Raw genomic sequence first — 17,761 nt, 5'->3', positions numbered from 1 at the left:
CTTACAAAGTGGTTGTCATGTGGACTACTTGAAATGTGAATTATTAGGATTTATTTTCTTTCAACATGGATATATTAACAACGACGGATAAGCTGTTTAGGGCTACAAAAAGCAATATTGTTGTTAAGGATGTACCATCTGTAAAACTGGTTGAAAAAAGTGGCGTTAAGAATATCGTAAACAAAAATAGTGATGCGACTACCCTTAACTTTCTCCTGAAGGAAAAGAAAAAGCCGCTGAAAAGACAAGTTATATATGCTAAAACTATGATGTACATATAGATCGCGTTATAGACTCTGGGACCATCTATAAAGGGAATATCATTGAAATTATACATCGCTAAGGACAACAGCATATGAATGTACATTGTCCAAGGCAACTTTCCATCGGCTATCCATATAAAACCAAAAGAAAAGGCTGCCAGTGCATTAATTAAAATGATATGTTCTTTTAAAGCTTTCATATTTATTGACACATGCCTCGTTGAGAGTTAAGTTTTAACAATATTTTATTTATTTCTATGGATCTTAAAATATCGTACGCTTACAATTTTCTTTCTGTAGCCTTAGACAAATATGCCTCACAACCTTGCTTTAGATGTTCGTTAAAATTTGGATCAGCTATCCACGATTTCACTTTAGCTACATAATCGAAGTTGTCATATTCTAAAAGGAGACTAACTACCCCTAGATTTGCGCTATCTATCTGATCCATAATTAAAGGGAGCGCTTTACTGATCTGTTCGCTTTTTCTTCCCGCTAACCGGGCATAGATGGGATTTTTGTTAGCTAGCTTTCCGCCAGGAAGAGATATGCATTTAAGTAAAAAAGCAGTTGTTTGCTCGTCCTTTCTGGTTCTGAAATAGCTGAAAAGCTGGGAAATATATTCATTATCAGAAAATAAAATCGTTTCGCATATATCCTGGTAAACAGCATCATTTTTCAAGATCGGATCACGGTCGTCTAATATTGGAATGTAATCTTCGGGAAAAGGTTTATCCCTCAAAAGGGAAAGCCATTTCTTTTGGGACTTCGTTCTGGAAGATTGAGACAAGGCCCTGTAAAGCTGAGGAATTGGTGGATCCTGCCGCAATAAGGTATCAAGGGCTTTTGCATCTCGTTCAGATGGACTATTGGCCAATGCCAAAAAGGAGACCCAAGTCAGGTCGCTGTCGCTAAAAAGATTTGGACGAACTAAGTCCAGCATGTCCGGACTACCCATCTCTGAAAGAACGCTAATTGCCCAACCCTGCTGACTGTCATGATCCAATATTAATTGCTTCAATACTTTCTCCTTTGCAGGAGTTATTTTTCCTTTTGCCATCGCTTGTAGCGCGATCTGCCTGGTCACATCATTACGACTGCCTATACTGTCCGAAGCAAATTTCTCCAAAATCTCTGGCTCCTGATTCAAAAATGCTCTGACCAGATATCCTACTGTTTCGTAGGTTTTCAAAGAATCTATGCTACGCAGCAAGGGTATGAGATCCTTTGATTTCATAGAAAGTAATGCAAAGCTGGCCTGTATGTCTGCGTATTTTCTCCTTTCAAGAAGCTGTACGATCTGTGAAATCCGACTAGTATCATTTGAATAAGTTACCATTGCACAAGCAAGATTGGTTTTATGCCATGCGGTATCATTAAAAAGAAAGTTGATTTGCTGCTTGTAAAGCGCGGTTTTTGAAAAGTCATCTAAAGGATACTTTTTTCCCTCCTTTTGGATGCTATCCTTTTTCGTTGGCGTGTACAGACCGTACAAAAACTTGTACATCTTCTTCAAACTATCTACATCTGGCTCCTGGAAATTGCCTTCCGCCACAACTCTGAAATGGTGCTCAAAATCAGCCAGGGTCTGCGCATAACTTCCGGAACTCATAAAAAGGAACAGTAGGAATGTGTAGCAGATTTTATAATTTACTATAAAAAGCAGATTTATAGAGCGTAATTTAATTAGAGCGTTTTTTCGGTTCATAAGTAATTGATTCGATTAGCTAAAGCTAGGATTTTTTCCAGTTAATCCAAACTTCGCACAGCATCCCTCCTGTTATGTATTTTCCCAAAGACTGGCCTGGCTGATATGGGACTGATAAGGGCTTTAGCTATAGCTCATAAGGGTCAGTATATGCTTTAGCCTTACAAATCCCTGCTGAATTGCTTTTCAATCACGAATCAGCCTAATAGGCGTAGAACAATTTACCTCCTGAAATCGTTAATAGGGCATTAAACTCACATCAACGAATTAGATTTAAGCGCTAATGATTGCTAAAGAACGCCTCCGAAAACTGGAATATCCCATATTATTTGCCTATCTCGGCTTATGGCTCCTGGTATACCTACTCTCCAGACTGTGCCTGGAAATGTATACTGATCACACTCCAGGCTGGGTATGGATCTGGCTCATGGTCATCTTCATCCCTTTGAGTGCGTATGGAGCCCTCCGCATGGCCTATTCCGAAGGTGGTAAATGGTACCATTCTTTTGGCTATTGGGTGATGTTCATGCTGGGCAGTTTATTTAGCGGCCATTACATCCTCCTAAACAGCGACATCCTCATCAGTTCGCTGATCAAGCCCGCAGTCATCGCAGAGGCTAAAGTGATCAGCGTCAATAAAGTAATGAGCCGCAAGCTGGGATTTGACCATACGGCAGTGCTCCTGCAATTCAACGGGAAAAGGATTGCTCTCGACGCCCGGCCTTACACCTACTTTTACCTGCAGAATAAAACAAACATTAAAATCACGACGGGTACCTCTTATCTGGGAAATACTTACGTGACCTCAACAGATATGTCACTGCAGGCAAAAAGCGGAGCCCGATGGCTGCACCTGAAAGACTGGGCTTATCGCCAGCGCTGGCTGTGGGTGCTATTTGGCTGCATGGTGCTGGGTGTGGTCATCAAATGGAAGTATTTTCCAGACAAGCCCGGCGAAAAACGCCGTCCATTGAGCTTCTGGAAAGCCATGGGCTTGATTATGGGAATTCTAATGGCAATCGGCTTAGTGCTGTACCTGGCACTTCTCATTTATGTGAAATTCTTTGCCTCCAGGTAACATTAAGGATTACTGGATGTCTGCATCCCTTATCCTTAGGAAAACTTACACTTCAGGATCAAAATATTTTTGGCAGGGTCGGGATTAACGAAAAAAGGGAACACCAATTGGTGTTCCCTTTCGCTAAAGATGCTATTCAATGTATATTTCTATTTGCTCAAGCCATCCTTTTTTGCCCTTTCGAGCACTTTTGATGCACGCTCACCACTGTCGGGATGTGAACTTAACATTTTTTCGGATTTGCTCCTTTTAGCTCCTGATGCGCCATCCATGTCTGCAAATTTTTGAAAGGCTGAAGCTAAAGCTGTCACTTTGTAATTGTGCTTTTTCATAAAGTTATAGGCAAATTCATCGGCCTCACTCTCTTGCTTGCGGCTATATTTACTTTCCAGCAATGCACCTGCGAAAGCGCCCAGCTGACTTTGAGATAATGCGTTTACCGCACCTGATTGCGAGGATGCCGCATCAGTCAAAGCTTCTCTTTTGTACGCACTTCTGACTGCATCACGGGAATCCTTATTGGCCACGTGGCCGATTTCGTGACCGATGATTCCCAGCAGTTCATCATCTGTCATGAGGTCCATCAGCGAGGAAAATACACGAACACTTCCATCGGCACAGGCAAAAGCATTGATGTCGGACACCTTGTACACTTTAAAATTGAGATTTAATCCCCCTTCTGTCTGGTGTTTAGCAAACAGCTTTTTGAGCCTGACGGTGTAAGGATCAGTTGGCCCCGCTACGGTATTGTGGGTATCCATGTAGGCCACTGCTTCAGCAGCTAATTTGGCGGCTTCGGCATCAGAAAATGTCGCGGCCTTTACGCCTTTTCCGATGGCGCCGATACCTTTAGAATTCATTTTAATTTGAGCTGAGGCGCAGGGAGCGATTGAAATTACCAAGCCTGTCAGGGCGAGGTAAATGATAGATTTTTTCATAGTAGATGTTTATTATTTCATCTTCTAACAACGCCTGGTTGTAAATGTTTCTAATATCTTCAGGACGCCAATCAGACCTTCACGATCAGTATATTTTTGTACACCTGTTTCTGATATTCGAAGTAATCAAATCCTGCCCCTTCGACCTTAAAGTCCCCGGCCTGAAGGTAGTCCACTCCGCAAGGGCCATCTGCTTTATGGGCCGTAACTTTGAATTTTAACAATACAGACTGCTCGCTGCCCAATTTGACCTGGTAGACTGCCTCAGCGCTTTCAGGTTCAAAAATAATGATTTCAACGGCACCTCTAATCGGGGAATTCGGCTGGTCAGGAGCGACGCGCCAATTGGTAATGCTCTTTTGATCTGAACTGCGGATGACTTGTATGTCCTTTGCAGCTAGCCCGCCTTCTTTGATGATCGGTTGGCCAGTGACTTTGTCCTGAAATACCAGGATCACCCGATCCGGCTGGCGCTGAGACAACAGTTCATTACAGCGCAGACCGTCATCCCGCCGTTTATTGCAGCTTTGAAAGCTGATGATAGTTGCTAATAAAATGAGAAAGGCAAGAGGTTTAGTTAGAATGTTCATATTTATATTAGGTTTTTCTTTATTAGAAGACGGCGCCGACTTGAAAAACGCTACACATGGCTGGAGATTTTTGAAGATGCAGCATCAGTCAAAATCTATTTTTATCTTTCCATTTATTATCGAATGCTTTTTTCACCACTATGGATGCTCAACTTCAGCAATTAAGAAAATTCATAAGTCTTGCTCAGCCTATTCCTGAAGCCGACTGGCTACAGTTTGCCGAACTATGGAAGCCGCTCAGCGCGAAACGAAAAGAAATCCTGACCCATTCGGGCGAAAAGGAACGGTACCTGTACTTTGTGCTGGAAGGACAGCAGCGCGTGTACTACCAGGATGCAGCGGGAAGAGAGGCGACCCTGGTGTTTACTTATGCGCCTTCCTTTGGTGGTGTGCTGGATGCGATGCTGGAGCAACGCGCGTCAAACTATCATTATGAAACGCTCAGCCAGTCCAGTTTCCTTCGTGCTTCCTATTCTGACATCCTGCGATTGAAACAATCCAGTGCCTCGGTTGATGCATTCATTTACAAGTCGTTAAGCGCAACGATCAGCGGTCTGCTCATGAGAATGGTTGAACTGCAATGTTTCAGCTCGGAAGAAAAATTTCGCGCTTTACTGTCACGTAGTCCGCACATCCTGCAGCAGGTGCCCCACAAATACCTGGCAAATTATTTGGGCATAGACCCGACAAATTTCAGCAAATTCATCAATAAGCTCAGCATTTGAAAATGATGGTAAATACCAAGTTTGTAGCGCCATTGAATGTGCAAATTGCGTAGTATGAATCACAGTAAGATATTGACCAACGCAGCATTTGTAGCGGAACTGCATGATAGGGTTGAGCTGCACTTGCAGCAGGCCATTTTAATTTACCAAAACAGCTCAGAAGAGCAGCTGAATAAGCCCGCTGAAAAGGGCGGCTGGAGCATTGCACAATGCCTGGAACACCTCAACAGTTATGGCAGTTTTTACCTGCCGCTGTTCGCCAGGGCACTGAAAGACAATCGGGGCAGACCTGTAGGGCAGGTGAAACGGGGCTGGCTGGGAGATTACCTGATCAAAATGATGGATCCAGACCGGAAAGCTGTCCAATACAAAGCGTTGAAAAAACACCTTCCAGCGCCAAAGTTGGATGCCTATAAGACCGTGGCAAAGTTCATCGAGCAGCAGGAACAGTTGATTCAACTCCTTGCTGCAGCAGGATCGGCAGATCTAAACGGCATCCGGATACCGACATCCATCAGCCCCATCATCAGATTAAGACTTGGGGAGGCATTCGCTTTCCTGATCATACACAACGAACGGCATATCCGCCAGGCCAATCGCAATCTTGGTCAGCCAGAAAAACAATTTATTGCATCATCAGGTGTAGCGAATCTACCCGGAAACACGTCTGAGCTTACTACAATCGCTGAATGATATGAATACAAAAATCTTGATTTGCTTTCTTCCTCTAGTGCTCCTCGCCTGTAAAAAACATCAACCTGAAATCTTGCCGGAGCCAAATTCCCCTGAACAGGCCAAGTCACTTGCCTCTACGCGAAGCATCAACAGCAATGGCCATAGTATTTTAGTTAGCTATAATTACAATAGCTTGGGCAAACTTTACCAGGAAATCAGCAAAGATGAAAGCACCGGAATGGAGATGTTTCAGGAGTATCGCCATAAAGACGGGATCCTGTATCTATCGGACATTTCAGATGAGCAAAGAAAACTAAGCAAAATCAATTATACTTATGAGCAAAATAAGCTGGTAAAAATGCGGTATTTTGAATATGACCAAAAGCTTAATCCATACTTCGGGCAGTATGACAAATTGCAATCTCCCATAGCTTACAGTCGTTCAAATATCATCAAGTCAGTGCAGACCGACCACCTCAGCAACAGTACGGTAACTGCAAATTACAGCTACGAATACAATCGATTAGGTCAACCGACCTCCATGTTTTTAGTAGGCGATCGACGTAAACTGTTGACCACCTACTATTATGAATAGCAATCGCTTGTTTTGCTATAGCAACTCGCCCATGCCAAACACGGTGAGACCCTTTGCAAATTGCTCAGCTACTGCCTGATTGGCTGCCTCGATGTACTGGCCCGTGATAGGGTCCACAACTGTCCTTAACGGTCTTTTGCCTTTGTCCGTACCGATGAGTTTAACCACAGCATCAGCTACATCCTGCGGATCCGGATTGTGCGATTGTATCTGACCGCCAAGTGCTTCCATCATTTTGCCAGGGAAATCTGCAATCGCTGCGTAGCCCTCAAATACCGACTGGTCTGAAGCATACTGCGTTTTTTGAGCCATTTCGGTTGGGAAAGCACCTGGCTCCAAAATGGCCACATCTATACCCAAACGTTTCACTTCGTAATGGAGTCCTTCGCTGATCCCTTCCAGTCCGAACTTGGAACCCGCGTAGATGGAGGCAAATGGAAATGACACCCTTCCAAATCCGCTGGTCACATTGATGATGAGGCCCTCTCCTTGCTTGCGCATAGCAGGCAACACCGCTTTGATGAACCTCCATGGCGCGAATACATTCACATCAAAAATCGCCTGAACGTCTGCAGTACTGAAGCTCTCTGCCACGCCGTTCATAGAAAATCCGGCATTGTTGACCAATACATCAACTCTGCCTTCTTTTGCTAAAATGGTATCTACGGCTGCTTTCACACTTTGGTCCTCAGTCAGCGTCACGTCCAGAACGGTCACGTTATCCAGGGTCGACAGTGCTTCGGCCTTTTCCTGATTCTTACCTTTGGTGTCTCTCATGGTAGCATATACCTGATGGCCCAGGGCTGCTACACTGTGTGCGGTAAGCCAGCCAAATCCACTATTTGTTCCTGTTATTAAAACTACTTTTTTGCTCATGTCTTGTTGTTGTTTAAATGAATGAAACAAAAATCGATACCAGGATGAGCAAAGCATTTACCATTTGGTAAAAAGCGCAGGCAGCAGTGGAAACAGACAATTAGCGGACATTTCTTCGGATCCTGCTCAACGACTGTTGGGTGATGCCCAGATAAGAAGCGATATGTGATAGCGGTACACGGTTGACGAGGCCAGGAAAATGTTGATTGAATAAAGCGTAACGGTTCGTGGCATCTTCTGAAACCAGCGGGCTTCTGCGTTCAATTGCCTTTAGCAGACAATTCTTTAAGATCAAATTCTCCACCTCTTTCCAGCCCACAATGGTGTTGCCAATCTCATCCCAGTCCTTTTTGGAAAAAACCATCAGTTCACAGTCTGTCTCAGCCTGAATGTATTCAGAGGAAATGATCTGTGCCTCGAACCTTTGCTGGTCAGAAACAAAGTTATTCTCCTCTACAAATGAGTGCGTGACCGCCTCTCCCTTATTGTTGTAATAGCAGAAACGCACTACGCCTTCTGTAAGGAAACCCACGTATCTTGGAATCTTGCCCGCTTCAGAGAAATACTCGTCTTTTTTTAGTTTCAATATGCCCGACTTATTTAAGATAAAATCGGTCTGCTGCTGATTCAGGTTGCCAAACTGCAAGATGTAATTGATAAACGCTTCCATTAGGCAAATTTCGGGTTTATCGGGCATAGTTTTTTTACCATATGGTAAAAACAGAATGGTGAAACTTTTTACGACCGAATTAGCGCTTATACCTGATAATGAATGCAATCCAGATGACAAGCAATACGAGGATCAGTATCAATTCTGTCTTATGGATACCATGTATGAAAAAATTATTCAATGAATGAACTCCTGCGACCGCCAGCAGGGAACGGGTTTTATCATATACCTTCCCTATCCCCCATGTACCAAAAAATATAATACCAAAGAAAATCAAGTTGCCTGAACTGAGCCCGAAGTTCAGGTGCCAGGCAAACCAGAGGACTGCGATGATCAATATGGAATAAAACCTGGGTAAAGTTTTCAATTGCTCCTGCAAAAACACACGCCAACCAATCTCCTCCAGCAGGCCGTATACTAAAACGGTAAACATGAGCAGTATCGGAAAGCTTCCGTCGATGAAATAATATACTGTAGAGATCAAAATAGCAGGCAATAACCAATATACGGCAAAGGGCGTCACCGTATTTTCATACATCCCTTTGAGGGATAGGTTCAGTGGAATTTTAAATATGCGCACTGCTGCCAATGCGCCAATGGCCGGGCCTATACCCCGCAAAAGAATTTGCAGGTAAGCGTTTTCGATGTGCGACAGCAAACCGGTTTTGACCGCCAAAAACCTAAAGGCGACTGCAACAACATAAAACACAAAAACCGCAGCAATATTTACTTTTCCTTTCATACCTGATGATAATTTTTGCACAAAACTATCGGATTGGAAGAAGAATAAGATTGACTTTGGGTAAGTTCTACTTTTCTGTCACCCTTTTTCTGATGCGGCTCAGGCTTTCTGCCGTTAAGCCCAGGTAGGATGCAATTATTTTAAGGGGTGTACGCTGAAAAATTTCAGGTCTTGCTGTGATGAGGTTGAGGTAACGTTCCTCTGGACTTTTCGTCAAAAGACTGATCTGCTCCTGCTGTTTGCGCGCAAAAAGTATTTCGGAAATGGCTTTACCAATCCTCAGCCCGGTCTCACTTCTTGAATACAGGTTGTTCAGATCCTGATAACTGACAGACCACAGTGTGCAGTCTTCGAGGGCTTCTGATTTGATGACAGTCGGCTGCTGACTGAGGAAAGAGAGGTAATCGGAAAGGAAGTTGTGCTCATACAGCAGATTAATACAAATGTCCCGCTTCCCATTCCAGACAAATATTCCGACGGAACCACTTACGATGATATTGAGGTATTTTTCTACAGTGTGGTAGTTTTTGATGATTGCTGTCTTTTTGAACTCACGTACTTGTATCATCTCAGAAAAGCCTGTCCAAACACGCAAATCTGCCTCGTAATACGGATCAAAAACTTTCTTTACAGCTTCAGGGGAAGGATTCATGCAACAAACATATTCAATTTGTTGATCAAAGTAGTAGGAAAGGATGATTTCCTAATGGCAAAAAGCGTCCATATTTAGTTAAGATACGGTATGGCCTGAATGTATTATTGATGTAATTTAGACAGACAATGCAATCGGCGACACCGTCTACAAAGTTAAAAACGACACTCATTATTATATTATAAAAAGCAATGGTCAGCCGCTCAAATATTTTTAAATTTTTAATCGCATGAAATCATACTTATTAACTGCAGTCGCAATCCTGGGATTGTTTGCCACTTGCTATGGCCAAGAACCGAAAAAAAGCAACAAAGACAGTAATATAAGTGCTACAGGCATTCAAAGATTAATGGATTTACAGATTGAGGCTATGAAGGAAACGAGCAGAAACTTATCCAGTTTGGAAGCGTCAGAAAAAACGTTAGACTCTACATTCAATGCAGTCCTCAAAGAATACGCTAAAGACAGCTTGTTCGTCAGCCGCCTAACAGAGGCTCAGGGCTTATGGAAAAAGCTTCGAATCGCAGATCTTAAAGCAAGATTTCCAGTCGAGGAACCTTTGTACTATGGTCAGGTATATTTGGACTGCGTCTATGGGATGCTCAAATCCGAGAATATAAATAGAACTAAATTTCTTAACCAGTGGCTAGTTGGAATCAAAGAAGGAGACGTATGTGCAGGTTCGCTGAAATTGATTAGATAATCGAAATATTGAGCGCTCTCTGGGGTTTGAAGCTTTGGTAAACTACCATCTTCACCAGCTATTCCACATCGAAATTCAAAACATTAGATTGCACAGCTATCCTATTTTTCGTCTCTAACACTCCTTTTGGACCTAGGATTTCTTCCTTAAAGGCCTCTTTGTAAGGATAAATTTTATAATCGAAGCGGCTTGCTGGAATGCTGAATTTGCCTTTGCGTTTGGCAATCATCTTCATTTCAAATATTTGTTGCTTAATAAAAATTTCTTGATTCAAGGCCGCCATCTGCTTACCAATTTCATTTACATTCCAGGTAAATTTTGCCACATTAAAATTGGCATCGATATACGATTTGAAGCCAACTATGCCCACTTTATAATCCACATTTCCTTCATCAATCACTTCGAAGAGGGCCTCCGGTGCTCCATTTTTAACAAGGTCAGCAGGGGTAAATTTTGCAGTGCTCGAGAATTTAGCATATTCGTATAAGGAGATTTTTATGGTATCCTGCAATTGATAGCGATCCTTATCGGCCTTTAGAAATAGCTTTACCGCATTACTGTCTACATGTTGTTGTTTTACGACTTCAATAGCACATGGGGCACTCTCGTAGTCTTTGCCTGCTATTTTTGCTGCTATAACTGGAAGATCTGACTTCCCCAGATCACCAGCGGTAAAGACCAGCTCATAATAATGATTCGTTCCGTCAGATTCGATATTGTTTTCGATTTCCGCAGCATCCAAATCGATACCCGTCTTATTGTTCTTTTGGATGACCCGGACACTACCCTGATCCGGTTTACCTTTAAAGAAGATTTTCACAACACTAGATTTGTTCAATTCGACTTGTGGCTGCGCGACGATCCAGACTTTTTCGTCTTCCTTTTTATCGGCTGTTTTCCTGCAGGAAATGAGAATAAAGATTAATATCAGCGACGAAAGTAAAATGACGTACTTATTCATTTGGCTTGGTGAATGGGTTCGATTATGCGATTTAACTATGCGGAAGGGTTTTTAGTAAAACGGCGTTTCCGTTATCAGCAGACAAGACAATAAACTGATCGTTATTTTCCCGGACGCTTGCCTGCATCTCTGGGTTAAGCGAGGAAAATGCGAATTCTTTTTTATACACCTGCTCGCCAGAAGTAAAGTCGGTAGGAAGCAACTCCGGCGCTGCACTCATTCCTTCCAAACGGGGCTGGAACATTTTATTGATTTTCTTTTGCAACTGTTGGTCTGGCTCGTTATCGATTTTGAAAATCTTGTCGGCTATGCCTTCCAAAAAAACCGAATCGTGGCGCAGTTTGCCAGTGGTGTAGATGCAGTAGTGTATTTGTGTTTGGTCATTGCCATATATTTTCTTGGCCAGGCACACTTTGATATTGCTTAAGTTGCCAAGTACCTGTTTCTTGGCTTTAGCTTGCATCATTACTGCTGCTACAATACAAAGCGCAATAATTGCGATACAAATCTGCAGGTAGCTGGTGAAACTTGAGTCTGTTTTTGATAGATCGTAACAATAGTAGCCAACAAATGCTGCAAAAAACGCGATGACGACAGGTAAGGCAATGAGTTTATTTTGCCCCAGGCTGACCTGGCCAGCATACGCCTTTTTTAGATTTTCGTCGCTTTCCAGTCGTTTCAGTAATTCTGTGTGATATAGCATAATTTAAGATGATTTCTTTGTGGTGTTCAACTATTGTACCACATCCATTTCAATAATGCTATGTTTTCATTCGATAGTTCGAGACTGTCGCAAGCATTGACAGTTTGAAGCTAGGTTAACCTACAGGATTTCGGGAAGGTATTTCAGGTACTGTACCGGCACATGATCCGTAAGCCATACATTATTCGCCGATAAATAAAATACATGACCCGCAGCATGCATTTCAGCTGCCAGAACAGTAAGGATAAAGGGCTTACCATGCCTCGCACCCACTTGCATTGCCGTCGCGTGATCCTGACTCAAATGGACATGTTGCCTTTGCCTTTTTTCCAGTCCAGTGCTCAGTATCGAATTGAGAAATCTTTCGGTAGTGCCATGAAAGAGTATCTCAGGTGGCGTTTGAGGCTCATAGCCCAACTCCACCGCTACAGAATGCCCCTGGCTAGCTCTGATCCGTCCTTTGCCTTCATCAAATGCAAAGCGTTTTTTGCTATTCGTTTCTACAACGCGCTCCAGCAATGCCATATCTAAAGGGGTACCATGCGCGTTGACCTGACTGATGAGCGTAGCCACATCGACCCAGCCCTCGTTGTCCAACTCGATGCCGATCAGTTCTGGTTGATGCCTCAACACCAGACTTAGAAATTTGCTGACGGTATTTGTATTTTTTTGATTCATAAAGCGCCTGGAAAAAGAAGGAAAACGTTCACAAGCATAAATGTAGAAAAATAAACTACTTACTTATTATTACTTTAAATTGGGTAGATTCATTCGGCAGCCATTTTTACAGTCGCCAAAATAAAAGTACAAAAGCTATTATATACCAATAACATTTTTGTTAACTTAGTAAAAAAAACGCTCATGAAAACAATTACCGCGCTCTATCGCCTGTTAGTAAACCCTCTTAACCTTCAATCTATTCCCCTTGTGAGAAGCTTTTTAAGCTGCGTCATTATTATATTTTTGAGCACCAGTATAAATGCTCAACAAGCTACCCCCCAAGAGAAGACAACTACATTGTTCGATTATGGAATACCACTGAAGACAACTGAAGATAATTTCAAGAATTTGTTCCGCAATTTCCCACTTTTGATATCAAATGCTGACAAGAGTCTAAAACTACTATCCTACAAATACTTAACAGCGATTAAAGATGAAAAAGAAGTAAAATTTTATCTTACAAAAAACAAAGAGGTTTATCTGAGCGGCGGGGGGATAATTTCTAGATTCGGTGAAAATGATGTTAAAAATAACACAATCAGAATGACGTTTCTATCTGAAAATCAATCCAAACAGAATGATACAGTTTTCGTAAAAGAGATGAATGACAACATAGCTGAAATGATTAAAAACATTAATATTGGTTATGAGGTGTATGTTGTCAAGTTTTTAGCTGATGTTAAAACCTACGATTTCTACGTATTTGTGAACCCCAAAACGAAAGGTGTAATTAAAAAAGGGAGTTTATTTGGATTCGATATCCCACTCTACTACGCAGATTTTTACAGCGAAAGAAAAGGTTAAGATCACGATCTCATACATGTGATTATCGGGATTTCAGTAAAAGAAAACCTTTATTATTTGCAGTAATTGATGAGGTAATGGCGTACCCTAAAGTTCTTTTTATGCTAATATAAAGAAAAATGCTATGGGGTAAATACTCCACTTAAATTCTCAGAGATTTGGAAAGCCGAATCAAACGAGCATTTACTATCTTTGACAAACGATGAACTGGACGCTAGCAAGTTATTGCCTTGCACTCTCATTATTCCTTTCGAGCATGTTATCAGCTCAGGACAAGTCTTCTCTAAAAGAGATAAATCTGTCTGATACAATAAATGGAATCTACATTCCAAAAGATATAAAAGATTGCTTTTCCCAACTGGACGTCATATATCCAGATAGCTTGAAAAATAAGGCAAGGCTGATGGCTGACTATGAATTTGCTTCGGGAGCACATTTTGGTTTGGGCATGTGGATAAGAAACAACTGGGGCCTTTGGCAGGGATCCCGGCTTAAAACATACTTCGCTAGATTTGGATACACTGTGCCGGACGCTACGTCATCATTTATTCTGTTCGCCTACCATCGTTACCTCAATGGAAAAGATTTAAAGGGGCCGAAAATGAGAAAGAAGCGTAAATTAAATAAGCGTCGGCTTATCAAATTCATAAGAGAGATTGGCGCACTTGGTGAATATGGGTAATTATTATCAGCGACGAAAGTAGATTAGTTAAACTTTTCATTTGTAACAGCTTCAATGAGCGAAAAATGCTAAATAAACGCCATGATAATAGGCGATGCAATGTATTCTAAAATTGTACCACGGCTGTGCTGAATGCTGAGATTGAGAAAATACTATTGAGGAAAAACCAACAGGTGATAGCTAAATAAGGTATAATCAGCATTAGGATTCGAGAAATTTCTCTTCCTTATAATTCAGTCCAGCTTTGGAAAACACCAATGCCAAAAGACGAATGTCTTTGCCTTGATTTACGTAGGGCAAGGCATAATTTTTCTCCTTGATCTGCATCATAGCCCGCTCAAAAGCAATAGCTACGTCAGCTTCTGCTGAGGCGTACTTGATCTCTAAAACATACACATGTTGTTCAAAGAGCAAAACCGCATCTGTACGACCGCCACGGTGCGAACTTTCGCCACGATGCTCTATGTTAGATAAAGTCATGGCCAACTGGAACAAGGCCTGGTAATGAGTAATACCAATTCGGATATGGCCCGTCTTACCTCCTCGTTCGGAATCTGGAGCTCATAGAATTGTTCTTTCTTGTTGAAACCTTTTATAGTCAGGTAACCAGACTGAAACAACAGCGCAATAGTACCCAGATTCTCCAAGGCCTGACCATCGGTAAAGGTTTCAAAAACTTCGATTTTATCTTGCATCACAGTTTCCAGATTATCACCGGTTTTCAGCAATTTCAAGAGAAAAGTTGGTGTACCGGTGCTGTACCAATGCGGATTGAATCGCAATTTATCCAGGAGAAGCAACACGGAATAAGGATTATACACGAAAGTTTTGGCATCCCAACTGTATCCGTTGTACCAGTGTTTGATCTCAACGAGTGTATCTTCCTTACTGGCCTCGTTATGTTTCGCAAGCGCATCAATATGGCTAGCAAAATCATGCTCTAATTCCGTTTGAGTGTAACCACAAATACCTGCATACTGCTCCTTGAAGCTAATGTCATTCAGATTATTAAATCCTGAAAATATGGAGGTTTGACTTACTTTGGTAATCCCGGTAACCATTAAAAACTTGAGATGGGCGGAAGAAGCTTTCAATACACCATAGAAGCCTTGCAACACTTTTCGTATCTCATTGGCATTATCCAGATCATGCATCTGATCTAATACAGGCTTGTCGTACTCATCAATTAAGACGACAACCTGTCGCCCTGTTTTTAAGTATAACAAGGCTATGAGCTGACTTAGCATTGCAGCTGGGGCATCTTCGTAAAGACCTAAGTCTACCTGGTGAAACGCGGCTTCTGTTTTCAAACTTAGTGAAAGACCCAATTTCAAAACCTCAGATGATGAGGCATCTTTACTCATATCAAGCATGATGACCGGATGAGGCTCCCAGTCAATTTTATCTTCGATATATAAACCTTTGAATAAATCTCTTTTACCCTCAAAAGCTGCTTTGAGCGTACTCAACAACAAACTCTTGCCAAAACGACGCGGCCGACTTAAGAAAAAAGTACTCCCACCAGACTCCATCAATTCATAGATGCATTTTGTTTTATCCACATAAATACAATCCTTATGGATCAAATTAGGAAAATCCTGTTGTCCGATGGCCAGCTTTTTCATCATGACGCTAAGGTAATAAAAACCGATCAATACATCGTTGCGGAAAAGTACTCCTCTGGTTTGCTATAGCTTACATTCAACGATCTCAAAAGATTGCACTAAAGAATCGGATGCCAGTGTAAAAACAAGTATTTTCCCACTAGCTATCTGCTTCGCCTATTTAAATGCTATTTTACAACTTCAAACTCGACATCATAACCATTGTTTATGGAGGCGGCCTGAACGCCGTTGTACTTTACGTTCATATATTCCAGGATATCACCGCAGTCAAGCCGTTTGATGTTGAAATTAAGCTCAAAAACATCCGTGGTTGTCTTAAAGTCAACAAACACCTTCCGTTCATTGTAGCGCCCTGGCGCCGGTGATTTATCGTTAAGAAAATAAATGGAAAGTACATAGTAATCTCCAGATTGTTCTGACATTCGAGGTTGCAAAGAAAAGCTGACTTTCTGATTATTTTCATCGTACACAGAGATATCGCTCGGCAGATATACCCCTCCTTTATCTTTGATTAAAAAACCGTTGCTGGCAGTACGATACACAATGCGAATCGAGGAATTGGATATAAACATCATATCTTTCTGATCGCTGCATTTGTCGCCACAGGAATAGCACAGGATTATAATCATACATAGTATGGAGAATGGTCTTATCCTGGTCATTACCAAATTAACCGTTTTAGCATGAACTAATTGTTAAGTACCAACTTTCATTTACTTGCAATAGTTGACTAGTCAATAAGTCTACCGATTTTTTCCATTGCTTCCCGGAATTTGGGTGTCTTATACAATTCATCACGAAGTGGAATATGCATGAAGGTAAAACTACCGATTCCAGTTGTAGACTTTTGATAATTTAGGTCGAGTGACACTGATTTACTGCGCCAGTTGTATAAATTCTTTGTAGGCTCTGAACTAGTATGATACGGCCCATATTCTTTCAAAAAATAGGCGAGCAATTTCGGCCCAGATGCTGAAGGAAAATGGCCATTCATAGAATAAATTCTGTTTCTGAAGGATATCACTGCAAAGTGCTCGATCTTAGCCATATTTATTGGTAAAGGCTTCGACACGTAATTGTAAAAGTAAGTACCATCTTTAAAATCCTCCGAAAATTCTATTTTTTTCTCATGCTTAAGTACATTATCTCCTGGCTTGATACCATAAAATGAAGCACTGGATTCCAGATAATCAGTGCTTCCTTTAGGAACTGATATTTGCTGAACCTGAACACTAAAAATAAAAAAAGACAGAATTAATAATTTGAGCATAACCAGATGTTTATACGGACCAAAATAGGTAATTTTAAAGCAAAAAGCTACTGCATTCGGTTAAGATATGATTTAGCTTACGATTAATAATGACGTAAATTTACTAGTAGAAGATCATTATGAAAATAATTCTATCAATTCTGATCACGTCATTTCTTTTTACGCTTCAATCAGAAGCCCAGATGACTACTGTAAGAAAAACGACATTACTGATTAAAAAATTTAATGGTAAGCATCAGGTACTCCCGAAAGATTCGGCTAAATCTAATATCACCGTATTGCCAAACGGTGTGACTAAATTTACAATGGGTTATGCAGGCGATTCCTACATACTCCTGGTTTTGCCTTATGGGAAGCAGGATTCATTTGATGCGTTGCTGAGCAATTTGCATATGAATTACCAACCTTACCTCTATAATGATATTTTCATAACTGATATACACCCACCAGGAAATAACGAGCTCAAAGAATTGAAAATTGACCCGGTGGCCTTTTCTGAACTTCCCAAGATATCATTTGAAGAACTCAATCGGTCAAACACTGCCTACATAGGATTTAATCGCATTAAGGCTGCCTGTAAAGCCTGGTTGATTGATGCAGATTGGGATATGCGGGTAATCGACCACAAGCCGAAATATTTGAACGGGGTGTCACCGGAAGTATTAAAATTTGATCGTTACTTTGTACATACGCTCTCAAAGATTCATGGCATTAGCACATTGGATCAGCTTGAAGAAAGTGCATTCTCAAAGGTTTTCAAAGAGGGTGTACTGAAATAGAT

At 41.5% G+C, this 17,761-nt stretch carries 23 protein-coding genes; 8 read left to right on the top strand and 15 right to left on the bottom strand.

Annotated features, from left to right (window positions below; all coding sequences use genetic code 11):
- Positions 1-43: 43 nt before the first annotated feature.
- Positions 44-463, bottom strand: a complete 420-nt coding sequence (locus WAE59_RS12895; protein ID WP_337856378.1) for a hypothetical protein — start codon at positions 461-463, stop codon at positions 44-46.
- An 80-nt stretch (positions 464-543) separates the two neighbouring features.
- Positions 544-1,875 carry a HEAT repeat domain-containing protein gene (locus WAE59_RS12890; protein ID WP_337856377.1) on the bottom strand — a complete coding sequence of 444 codons (1,332 nt, stop codon included), beginning with the start codon at positions 1,873-1,875 and terminating at the stop codon, positions 544-546.
- A 379-nt stretch (positions 1,876-2,254) separates the two neighbouring features.
- Here WAE59_RS12890 and WAE59_RS12885 point away from each other — a divergent pair, with 379 nt between their 5' ends.
- On the top strand, positions 2,255-3,049 hold the full coding sequence (locus WAE59_RS12885; protein WP_337856376.1) for a hypothetical protein: 795 nt from the start codon (positions 2,255-2,257) through the stop codon (positions 3,047-3,049).
- Positions 3,050-3,198: 149 nt separating this feature from the next.
- Here WAE59_RS12885 and WAE59_RS12880 read toward each other — a convergent pair whose 3' ends face one another.
- Both WAE59_RS12880 and WAE59_RS12875 read right to left on the bottom strand, forming a co-directional pair.
- The gene (locus WAE59_RS12880) at positions 3,199-3,987 is read right to left on the bottom strand and encodes a M48 family metalloprotease (RefSeq protein ID WP_337856375.1); all 789 of its coding nucleotides are present in this window, start codon (positions 3,985-3,987) and stop codon (positions 3,199-3,201) included.
- A 71-nt stretch (positions 3,988-4,058) separates the two neighbouring features.
- The gene (locus WAE59_RS12875) at positions 4,059-4,577 is read right to left on the bottom strand and encodes a hypothetical protein (RefSeq protein ID WP_337856374.1); all 519 of its coding nucleotides are present in this window, start codon (positions 4,575-4,577) and stop codon (positions 4,059-4,061) included.
- Positions 4,578-4,717: 140 nt separating this feature from the next.
- Between WAE59_RS12875 and WAE59_RS12870 the strand changes: the two genes are divergently transcribed.
- The 3 genes from WAE59_RS12870 to WAE59_RS12860 are packed head-to-tail and all read left to right on the top strand — an operon-like array spanning position 4,718 to position 6,572.
- Positions 4,718-5,302 (top strand): Crp/Fnr family transcriptional regulator, encoded by a 585-nt coding sequence (locus WAE59_RS12870; RefSeq protein WP_337856373.1) that lies wholly within the window; start codon positions 4,718-4,720, stop codon positions 5,300-5,302.
- A 54-nt stretch (positions 5,303-5,356) separates the two neighbouring features.
- The gene (locus WAE59_RS12865; RefSeq protein WP_337856372.1) at positions 5,357-5,995 is read left to right on the top strand and encodes a DinB family protein; all 639 of its coding nucleotides are present in this window, start codon (positions 5,357-5,359) and stop codon (positions 5,993-5,995) included.
- Position 5,996: 1 nt separating this feature from the next.
- Positions 5,997-6,572, top strand: a complete 576-nt coding sequence (locus WAE59_RS12860; RefSeq protein ID WP_337856371.1) for a hypothetical protein — start codon at positions 5,997-5,999, stop codon at positions 6,570-6,572.
- A gap of 15 nt (positions 6,573-6,587) precedes the next feature.
- Here the strand turns inward: WAE59_RS12860 and WAE59_RS12855 are convergent, their stop codons facing one another.
- The 4 genes from WAE59_RS12855 to WAE59_RS12840 form a co-directional block, all read right to left on the bottom strand.
- Positions 6,588-7,448: an SDR family oxidoreductase gene (locus tag WAE59_RS12855; RefSeq protein ID WP_337856370.1), complete on the bottom strand. Its 861-nt coding sequence runs from the start codon at positions 7,446-7,448 to the stop codon at positions 6,588-6,590.
- Positions 7,449-7,548: 100 nt separating this feature from the next.
- Entirely contained in the window at positions 7,549-8,118 is a 570-nt protein-coding gene (locus WAE59_RS12850; protein ID WP_337856369.1) for a Crp/Fnr family transcriptional regulator, read from the bottom strand.
- Positions 8,119-8,197: 79 nt separating this feature from the next.
- Entirely contained in the window at positions 8,198-8,860 is a 663-nt protein-coding gene (locus WAE59_RS12845; protein WP_337856368.1) for a CPBP family intramembrane glutamic endopeptidase, read from the bottom strand.
- A 67-nt stretch (positions 8,861-8,927) separates the two neighbouring features.
- Positions 8,928-9,512 (bottom strand): Crp/Fnr family transcriptional regulator, encoded by a 585-nt coding sequence (locus WAE59_RS12840; RefSeq protein ID WP_337856367.1) that lies wholly within the window; start codon positions 9,510-9,512, stop codon positions 8,928-8,930.
- A gap of 229 nt (positions 9,513-9,741) precedes the next feature.
- Here WAE59_RS12840 and WAE59_RS12835 point away from each other — a divergent pair, with 229 nt between their 5' ends.
- Positions 9,742-10,215, top strand: coding sequence for a hypothetical protein (locus WAE59_RS12835; protein ID WP_337856366.1), 474 nt, complete (start codon positions 9,742-9,744; stop codon positions 10,213-10,215).
- A gap of 58 nt (positions 10,216-10,273) precedes the next feature.
- Here the strand turns inward: WAE59_RS12835 and WAE59_RS12830 are convergent, their stop codons facing one another.
- The 3 genes from WAE59_RS12830 to WAE59_RS12820 form a co-directional block, all read right to left on the bottom strand.
- On the bottom strand, positions 10,274-11,176 hold the full coding sequence (locus WAE59_RS12830; protein ID WP_337856365.1) for a hypothetical protein: 903 nt from the start codon (positions 11,174-11,176) through the stop codon (positions 10,274-10,276).
- A gap of 31 nt (positions 11,177-11,207) precedes the next feature.
- Positions 11,208-11,879: a hypothetical protein gene (locus WAE59_RS12825; protein WP_337856364.1), complete on the bottom strand. Its 672-nt coding sequence runs from the start codon at positions 11,877-11,879 to the stop codon at positions 11,208-11,210.
- 120 nt (positions 11,880-11,999) lie between these two features.
- Positions 12,000-12,557, bottom strand: coding sequence for an RNA 2'-phosphotransferase (locus WAE59_RS12820; protein WP_337856363.1), 558 nt, complete (start codon positions 12,555-12,557; stop codon positions 12,000-12,002).
- Positions 12,558-12,740: 183 nt separating this feature from the next.
- Between WAE59_RS12820 and WAE59_RS12815 the strand changes: the two genes are divergently transcribed.
- Both WAE59_RS12815 and WAE59_RS12810 read left to right on the top strand, forming a co-directional pair.
- On the top strand, positions 12,741-13,403 hold the full coding sequence (locus WAE59_RS12815; RefSeq protein ID WP_337856362.1) for a hypothetical protein: 663 nt from the start codon (positions 12,741-12,743) through the stop codon (positions 13,401-13,403).
- Positions 13,404-13,605: 202 nt separating this feature from the next.
- Positions 13,606-14,085: a DUF6794 domain-containing protein gene (locus WAE59_RS12810; RefSeq protein WP_337856361.1), complete on the top strand. Its 480-nt coding sequence runs from the start codon at positions 13,606-13,608 to the stop codon at positions 14,083-14,085.
- A gap of 201 nt (positions 14,086-14,286) precedes the next feature.
- Here WAE59_RS12810 and WAE59_RS12805 read toward each other — a convergent pair whose 3' ends face one another.
- The 4 genes from WAE59_RS12805 to WAE59_RS12790 form a co-directional block, all read right to left on the bottom strand.
- Complete coding sequence (locus WAE59_RS12805) at positions 14,287-14,565, bottom strand: PD-(D/E)XK nuclease domain-containing protein (protein ID WP_337856360.1); 279 nt, start codon at positions 14,563-14,565, stop codon at positions 14,287-14,289.
- A complete protein-coding gene (locus WAE59_RS12800; protein WP_337856359.1) occupies positions 14,562-15,713 on the bottom strand; it encodes an ATP-binding protein in 1,152 nt (383 codons plus the stop codon). The genes WAE59_RS12805 and WAE59_RS12800 overlap by 4 nt, the downstream gene beginning before the upstream one ends.
- Before the next feature lie 164 nt (positions 15,714-15,877).
- Positions 15,878-16,339 (bottom strand): hypothetical protein, encoded by a 462-nt coding sequence (locus WAE59_RS12795; RefSeq protein ID WP_337856358.1) that lies wholly within the window; start codon positions 16,337-16,339, stop codon positions 15,878-15,880.
- Positions 16,340-16,440: 101 nt separating this feature from the next.
- Complete coding sequence (locus tag WAE59_RS12790) at positions 16,441-16,980, bottom strand: hypothetical protein (protein WP_337856357.1); 540 nt, start codon at positions 16,978-16,980, stop codon at positions 16,441-16,443.
- 119 nt (positions 16,981-17,099) lie between these two features.
- Between WAE59_RS12790 and WAE59_RS12785 the strand changes: the two genes are divergently transcribed.
- Positions 17,100-17,759, top strand: a complete 660-nt coding sequence (locus WAE59_RS12785) for a hypothetical protein (RefSeq protein WP_337856356.1) — start codon at positions 17,100-17,102, stop codon at positions 17,757-17,759.
- Positions 17,760-17,761: the final 2 nt, after the last annotated feature.

It is taken from the genome of Pedobacter sp. GR22-6, assembly GCF_037402555.1.
Lineage (GTDB): Bacteria > Bacteroidota > Bacteroidia > Sphingobacteriales > Sphingobacteriaceae > Pedobacter.
Note: the sequence above shows the minus strand (reverse complement) of the source record. Positions and strands in the feature narration are given on the sequence as shown.